We start from the raw sequence: 7,477 nt of genomic DNA, 5'->3' as shown, positions 1-7,477 counted from the left end.
GTGTGCGTGTTAGATACTAAGCCGCGGCCTCAAGGGGTTACCGACCGCCAACGGCTGACACTTGAACTGCTTGCGCGTCAGGTGATGACGCAACTGGATCTGCGTCGCGAGATCGCGCTGCGCGACCAACGGGCGGCTCAGCTGGAGGCAGAAATTGCCGGGCGGCGGGGAGTGGACCGCGCGCTGGCAGAGGCGGACAGAAGGCTGAATGCCGTGCTGGATAACACGCGCATGGCCGTGTTCCTGATGGATGGGCGGCAGCATTGTGTTTATGCGAATGCGGCGGCGGAGGTGCTGACGGGGTATAGTCTGAGGGAGATGACGGGGCGCCCGTTGCACGACGTGGTGCACCACACGTATCCCGACGGGCGGCACTACCCGCTGGAGGAGTGTCCGATCGATCGGGCCTTTCCCGAGCGATCCCAGATGGATGGCGAGGAATTGTTCGTCGCGCCGGACGGTTCCTTCTACCCCGTGGCGTTTACCGCGAGCCCGGTGCTGGACGATCAGGGCGATCCGGTCGGAACGGTGATCGAGGTGCGCGACGTGTCGGAGCAGCGCGCGCGCGAAGAGGCGCTGGTGGAGTCCGAAGCGCGGTTCCGGAACATGGCCGATCACGCACCGGTGATGATGTGGGTGACCGACCCGAACGGCCAATGCACCTATCTGAACAAGGCCTGGTATGACTTCACCGGCCAGACGGAGGAGGCCGCGCAGGGGCTGGGCTGGCTGGATGCGGTGCATCCCGAGGATAGCGGCTGGTCGGGCGAGGTCTTCCTGAACGCCAATGCGCGACACGAGGCGTTTCGGCTGGAATATCGCCTGCGCCGCCATGACGGCACCTATCGCTGGGCGATCGATGCGGCGTCGCCACGCTTCGGCGCGGACGGCGCCTTCCTCGGCTATATCGGGTCGGTGATCGATATCGATGAACGGCGCGAGATGGAGAATGCGCTGCGTGCCAGCGAGCAGCGCTATCGCACGCTGTTCGAGGCGATCGAGGCCGGGTTCTGCATCATCGACATGGTGTTCGACGACGAGGATCGCCCGGTCGATTATCGCTTCGTCGAGGCCAATCCGGCGTTCGAGCGGCAAACCGGGCTGCACGACGTGGAGGGACGCAGCGCCCGCGAACTGGTGCCCGAACTGGAGGCGCACTGGTTCGAAACCTATGGCCGTGTCGCGCGATCCGGCGAGCCCGTGCGGTTCGAGAACGGATCGGAGGCGATGGGCCGCTGGTTCGAGGTCCATGCGCTTCGGCTGGGGCCGGCGGAGGACCGTCGCGTCGCCATCCTGTTCAACGACATCACCGAGCGTCGCCGCACCGATCTGGCGCTGCGCGCGCTGAACGAGACGCTGGAGCACCGGGTGGAGGACGCGCTGGCCGAGCGCAAGCTGTGGGCCGACGTGATCGAGAACGCCAATGCGATGATCGCGGTGGTGTCGCCCGACTATCGCTTCCTGGCGCTGAACGCGTCCTATGCCGCGGAGTTCGCCCGCATCTATGGCATCCATCCCAAGGTGGGCGACAGCCTGGCCGAGTTGATGGCACCGGTCGCCGAACATCGTGACGAGGCACTGGCGATCTGGCGCCGCGCGCTGACGGGCGAGGCGTTCACCGTGACCGAGCCGTTCGGCGAGAGCGACCTGGATCGGCCCTATTACGAACTGCGCTTCAACGCGCTGCATGACCGCGAAGGCCGCTTTATCGGGGCGTTCCAATATGCCGTCGATGTAACGGACCGCCTGCGCGATCAGGCGAAGCTGGCGGTGGCCGAGCAGCAGTTGCGTCAAGCGCAGAAGATGGAAGCGGTCGGCCAGTTGACCGGCGGTATCGCGCACGACTTCAACAATATGCTGGCGGTGACGATCGGATCGCTCGACCTGCTGAACCGGCGGATCGGTGCGTCGGATGCACGTGCCAAACGCTATATCGATGCAGCGGCGGACGGCGCCCGGCGCGCGGCGACGCTGACCCAGCGGTTGCTCGCCTTTTCGCGGCAACAGCCGCTGCGGCCCGAAGCGGTCGACCCCAACAGGCTTGTTGCCGGTATGTCCGATCTGCTGCGTCATTCGCTGGGCGGGGACGTACGTCTGGAGACGGTGCTGGCGGGCGGGATCTGGCCGACGCATGTCGATCCGAACCAGTTGGAAAACGTGATCCTGAACCTGGCGATCAACGCGCGCGACGCGATGCCGGACGGCGGACGTGTGACGATCGAGACGCAGAACGCCCATCTGGATGCGCGCTATGTCACGTCGCACATGGGCGTCGCGGCAGGCCATTATGTGCTGATCGCGGTGTCCGATACGGGCACCGGCATGCCGCCCGAGGTGATCGCCAAGGCGTTCGACCCGTTTTTCACGACCAAGGGTGTAGGCAAGGGAACGGGACTCGGGCTCAGTCAGGTCTATGGCTTCGTCAAACAGTCCGGCGGGCATGTAAAAATCTATTCGGAGCCGGGCGAGGGTACGACCGTCAAGGTCTATCTGCCCCGACTGATCGGCGCAGAGGCAGAGCCCGCCTCGCTGGCCGAAGACCGCGATCTGCCGCTGGGCGAGCAGGAAGAAGTCATCCTGGTAGTCGAGGACGAGCCGAGCGTTCGGCAGTTCAGCGTCGAGGCCCTGACCGAATTGGGCTACCGCGTGATCGAGGCGGATTCGGCGGCGGCGGCGCTGCGCCTGCTGGATGCTCATCCCGAAATCGCGCTGCTGTTCACCGATGTGGTGATGCCCGAAGTGAACGGCGCCAAGCTGGCCGAGGAGGTGCGGCGGCGGCGGCCCGATCTGCGCGTGCTGTTCACCACCGGCTATACCCGCAATGCGGTGGTGCATAATGGCGTGCTGGACCCGGGCGTCGAACTGATCGGCAAGCCGTTCACGATCGAGGAACTGGCGGCCAAGGTGCGCGAGGTGCTGGAAACGCCGCTGGGATAGGGCGGCGTTCATCGCAGCGTCTCGTTGGGCGATACCCGAAGCAGCACGTCCGTGCTTGCAGTTCTGCAGTTTTAGGCAGAAGCTGCATGCGAGGTGCCGCTGCGGAACCGGCGGGTCACCTCATATCCGTTCCGGGAGGCCCTGATGCGGTGTTCATGGGTAGCAACCGCGTTCGTCGCGCTGACCGGCGCGGGGGTGGCGCATGCGCAAAGCGGCGAGGATCAGGTCCGCCGGGCCATCATGGATATGAACCGCGCGGCGGAACGGCTGGATGCGGACGCGTTCATGCGCAGCTACTGGCGGTCACCCCGACTTACGATCACCTTTGATGCCGAGACGATGCGCGGATGGGACACCATTGCGCGCGAACAGCGCAAGTGGTGGGCCGACAAGAACGCCGGCATCCGCTTCGAAGAACAGGGGCCGGCAGAGATCGTGTCGCAGGGGAAGGGCGTGGTGACGTCCCTGCAACATATGCGGGTGTCGCGTGCCGGCGATCCGAAGCCGGCGCGGCTGGTGATCACTTCCGTTTGGAAGAAGCTGCCCGAAGGGTGGCGCGTGGTGCTGGCACATGAATCGCTGGTGCCGTGATGCCAGTCGGCGGGAATTGCAGTGCCGGCGCATGCGGCCGTGCTTCGACTGCGCTCCGCCACAAACGGAATGTTCCGGATCAGACGCGCTTACCCTGAATGGGTAATGCCCCCTGACGACAATGCGAGCAAGGACGGCGTGCGGTAGTTTGCGGCCGCATCGTGGATCGCGGGAACGGGAGGGACTGTTGCTCAAGATCATCGGTATGCTGGCGGGCTTCATCATTGCCATCCCGGCCGTGGCGCAGTCGTCCCCCGACGTTCGCGTGCCGCCGGAGATCGGCGCTGCTTACGGGCGGTTGGGAAAAGCGATGATGGCGCATGATGCCAACGGCGTCCGTGCCGTGTGGGCGGAAGATTTCGTGGTGAATGCTCCCAACAATATGGTGCTTCGCCGCGAAGAGGTGATCGCGGCGATGGAGCGCGATCTCCTCGACTATAAGGACTTTCGCAAACACATCACCTTTGTTGGCCGGAAACCTGAAATAACCGTGATCATGGGTTACGACACCATGGTGCCGAACAAAGGACCGGGTGCCGGCAAGCAGGTTACGCGTCCCTTTACCGACATATGGGCGAACCGCGCAGGCAATTGGCAGCTTATCGCGCGCCAGGCGACGATCGCCGCAGCGCGCTGACCGGTCCGCTTCAGGCTGTCATGAGGAAGGCGGCGCCGGGGACGTTCATAGCCACGGGATCGCCATGGGGCCGGCGCCCGTCATCCAATTGGAAAATGGTGACATGCCCGCTTTCCTCGTTGGCGACGAGGAGGGTGTTGTCCAGGAGCAGCAGGTGACGGGGCGAGCGGCCGATGCTGGAGATGTGGCCGATGCGCGTCGGCGTGCCGTGGGGATCGAGCGCGTAGGTGACGATGCAGTCGCCGCCGCGGGTGGTGACATAAAGGCGCGCACGCGGTGCATCGAGCGCGATGGCGCCGCCCAGCGTCTCCTCGACCGTGATCGCGCGGACCGATTCGGCGCGGAACATCGCACCTTCGGAGCGCAGCACGGTGAGCGTGGCAGCCAGTTCGCTGACCAGATAGGCGACCGGCAGCGTCGGGTGGAGCGCAAGGTGGCGCGGGCCTGATCCGGGCGGGGCGGCGTAGAGCGTCTGTGGCGCGTCCAGTCGGTCGAGCGAGCGCGACACGATGCGGTCGGTGCCGAGATCGACGGCGAGCAGCGCACCTGCCGGCGTGAAGCCCACCCAATGCGCGTGCGGACCCCGTTGTCGATCCGGATCCGGCCCGCGGCCATGATGGGCCAGCGTCGTGCCGGGGCGGGGCAGGCCGGCGTCGTCCAGGGGAAACAGCGTCACGCTGCCGCTGGCATAGTTGGCGACTGCCAGGTGGCATTCGTCCGGCGCGAGCGCGAGATGGCAGGGCGCCTCGCCGCCCGAGCGGACTTGTGCCAGCGGGCGCCAGTCGGCGGCATAGACGTCCACGCTGCCTGCCGCCTCGTCCACCAGATAGCGGTGACCGCGCGACGGGGAGGTGACCGCAAAGGACGCGTTGCGGATCGACGGGATCGGCGGTCCAGCCGTCCAGCCGCCGGCTTGTGCATCATGGACGAGCGGGACCAGTCCGGCACCGCCCTTGCCGGCATAGGTGCCGACGAACGCGGCGGTCATGGCAGCTCCTGCATCCGCGGCTCGACGCGCAGGGTGACGACATCGACACGGGGCGGGCGGGTCAGGATGAAGTCGACCGCGTCCGCAATATCCTCGGCATACAGCATCTCGTGCCGGGCGATCATCGCGCGCTGTTCCTCGGCAGGGGGCTCCTGCATGTCGCTGCCCACCGTACCCGGCTCGACAAGGCCGACGCGGATGCCGCGATCCTTCACCTCCTTGCGCAGCGTCTCGGCAAAGGCGGATAGCCCCGCCTTTGTGGCGGAATAGACGCTCTCGCCCGGCGCGTGGATGGCCGCGCTGATCGATCCGATGATGACGATCTGGCCGCCATCGCCCAGCCGCTCCAGTGCGGCGCGGGTACAGGCAAGGGCGCCGACCAGATTGACGTCGACGACGTAGCGCCACGCATCATCCTCCATCTCGTCGATCGGATCGGCGCCGAGCGCGGCGTTGGAGACGAAGGCATCGATGGGGCCCAGTCGCCGATCCGCTTCCTCGAACAGGCGGGCGACGCCTTCGCGCGTGCCCAGATCGGCGCTGATGCCATAAACCTCGCCCGGCGCGTCGGCGAAGGAGTCCAGCGCCTCGGCCAGCGCGGTCTCGTCCCGGCCGAGCGTCAGCACGCGCGCGCCCTGATCGGCCAGGCTGCGGACGATGGCGCGGCCGATGCCGGTGGTGCCGCCGGTGACGATGATGGTCTTTCCTTGCATGGTCAGGCGCTCGCTCTGCATGGTCATACACTCCAGGTGAGGATCAGGCGGCCATTGGCAGGCACGCGGAAGTCAAGGCGGTCGTGGGAGGTGGCGTGGGGGCGGACGGCGTCGCCCCCCGCGGTGGTCAGCATCACCTCGGGCAATTTGCGCCGCTTGAGGCGGACCAGCGACAGATTGGCTTCGCACGTCTCGCCACCGTCCAGCGACAGGGTGAGGGCGCGGTCTCCGGTCCGCTCGATGCCGCGGATGAACAGGTTGCAGAACAGGCGGAACGGCGCGTCGTCGATGATGTGGTGGGACCGGGTCGCGAAGACCATCGCCGCACCGCAACCATAGATTTCCTGCCCGATCTGGCCGGGCGACTGACCGTCGCCGTAGAGATCCTCAAGCGGGAAGGCGAGATCCGGGTTGATGATGCCGCTTTGATGCGGAGGATCGGCCAGTATCTCCTTTGGCAGCGCCTCCGGATAATAATACCAGGCGCGGTCGAGTGCGTATTTGCAGTATTCGCCGATCAGCATGCGCACCGCGGGCTCCAGATCCGGGCCGCTGTCCGCCAGATACGCCTCGAACGCGGTGAAGCTGTCGAAGCATTCGTAGATCGCCATATAGGGCGAGTCGTGCAGGCAGGTGGCGCCCAGAAAGGTGCGGTAATGCACCGCATGGCCGATCCCGGACTCCCAGATCTCGCAATTGTGGAAGAAGCTGGCGAGATAGACGTAGCTTTGCGCCAGATAGCGATCGTCATTGGTGATCCGCCACAGCCGCATACAGGCGGCGGCACCCCAGGCAGTCAGGTTCGCCTGATATTCCAGGTCGAAACGCATGCCGACCGCCGCGTCGATCGCCGCGCGTGCTTCGTCCAGATAGGTCGGCTCGCCGGTCAGTTCATGACATTGCAGCATCAGATAGGCGTAGATGCCGCCGACATCGGTCTGGCCGAACCGGTCGTCGTTGCGGGCCTGCGTCTTCACCGTGAAGTCGCGGATGTCGTACATGATCGGCCAGACATAATTGAAATGATGCGCCGCACGGATGCCGAAGCCGACCGACTTCAGCAGCAGGTCGCGGCACGCCTCGTCGCCTTCAAGGGCCAGTCGCGCCATGTTGAGCATGGGGTGGTAGAGATACCAGCTGTCGACCGCATCCGCGTCCTTGTCCTTGCCGACGTTCGGCAGATAGCGGCGCAGCGTCCGGAGTTCGGGGTCGTAGAAACGCTCCAGCCCGGCACGCAGTTCGTCTTCCAGGGGCAGCGGCTCGCCCAGCCAGCGGCCATAATCATGCAGCGCGGCCAGCACCGACATCTGCACCATGATGTCCGGATATTCGCCCTCCGGATAGGGCATGATGTAGCGATGGCCATAGTGTCGCACGCTGGCCTGCGGCGCCTCTGCCAGATCGCGCACGGTGCGCTCCGACAGGCCGACCCAGTCGCGATAGTCGGTACGCGGCAGCGGCAGTGCCTTGTACGCGATGCCGAGCATCTGGAGAAACTGGCGCGCCATCTCCAGCTCGTTGTCGCCCGCCCGGTCGCGGAAGACGAGGATCGCGTCGGAGATCACCACCGCCTGCCCGGCCGGCAGCGGGTGGGTGGGGGGCGTGCCACTT

The 7,477-nt window shown here is 65.8% G+C and carries 6 protein-coding genes; 3 read left to right on the top strand and 3 right to left on the bottom strand.

From position 1 onward, the window contains the following. The first annotated feature begins 84 nt into the window (after positions 1 to 84). The 3 genes from Q0U08_RS19905 (at position 85) to Q0U08_RS15285 (ending at position 4,165) form a co-directional block, all read left to right on the top strand. The gene (locus tag Q0U08_RS19905) at positions 85 to 2,937 is read left to right on the top strand and encodes a PAS domain S-box protein (protein WP_367271145.1); all 2,853 of its coding nucleotides are present in this window, start codon (positions 85 to 87) and stop codon (positions 2,935 to 2,937) included. Positions 2,938 to 3,081: 144 nt separating this feature from the next. Then, the gene (locus tag Q0U08_RS15290) at positions 3,082 to 3,528 is read left to right on the top strand and encodes a nuclear transport factor 2 family protein (protein WP_298092365.1); all 447 of its coding nucleotides are present in this window, start codon (positions 3,082 to 3,084) and stop codon (positions 3,526 to 3,528) included. A 187-nt stretch (positions 3,529 to 3,715) separates the two neighbouring features. Next, the gene (locus Q0U08_RS15285) at positions 3,716 to 4,165 is read left to right on the top strand and encodes a nuclear transport factor 2 family protein (protein ID WP_298092364.1); all 450 of its coding nucleotides are present in this window, start codon (positions 3,716 to 3,718) and stop codon (positions 4,163 to 4,165) included. Between the two features lie 10 nt (positions 4,166 to 4,175). Here the strand turns inward: Q0U08_RS15285 and Q0U08_RS15280 are convergent, their stop codons facing one another. The 3 genes from Q0U08_RS15280 to Q0U08_RS15270 form a co-directional block, all read right to left on the bottom strand. Then, positions 4,176 to 5,153, bottom strand: a complete 978-nt coding sequence (locus Q0U08_RS15280; RefSeq protein ID WP_298092363.1) for a beta-propeller fold lactonase family protein — start codon at positions 5,151 to 5,153, stop codon at positions 4,176 to 4,178. Further along, positions 5,150 to 5,893 (bottom strand): SDR family oxidoreductase, encoded by a 744-nt coding sequence (locus Q0U08_RS15275; protein ID WP_298092362.1) that lies wholly within the window; start codon positions 5,891 to 5,893, stop codon positions 5,150 to 5,152. The genes Q0U08_RS15280 and Q0U08_RS15275 overlap by 4 nt, the downstream gene beginning before the upstream one ends. Further along, on the bottom strand, positions 5,890 to 7,477 hold a 1,588-nt coding region (locus tag Q0U08_RS15270), incomplete at its 5' end, for a hypothetical protein (RefSeq protein WP_298092361.1). The genes Q0U08_RS15275 and Q0U08_RS15270, both read right to left, overlap by 4 nt.

Origin of the sequence: uncultured Sphingomonas sp. (assembly GCF_946477935.1) — a bacterium.
Lineage (GTDB): Bacteria > Pseudomonadota > Alphaproteobacteria > Sphingomonadales > Sphingomonadaceae > Sphingomonas.
This window is presented reverse-complemented; position numbering and strand designations above follow the sequence as displayed.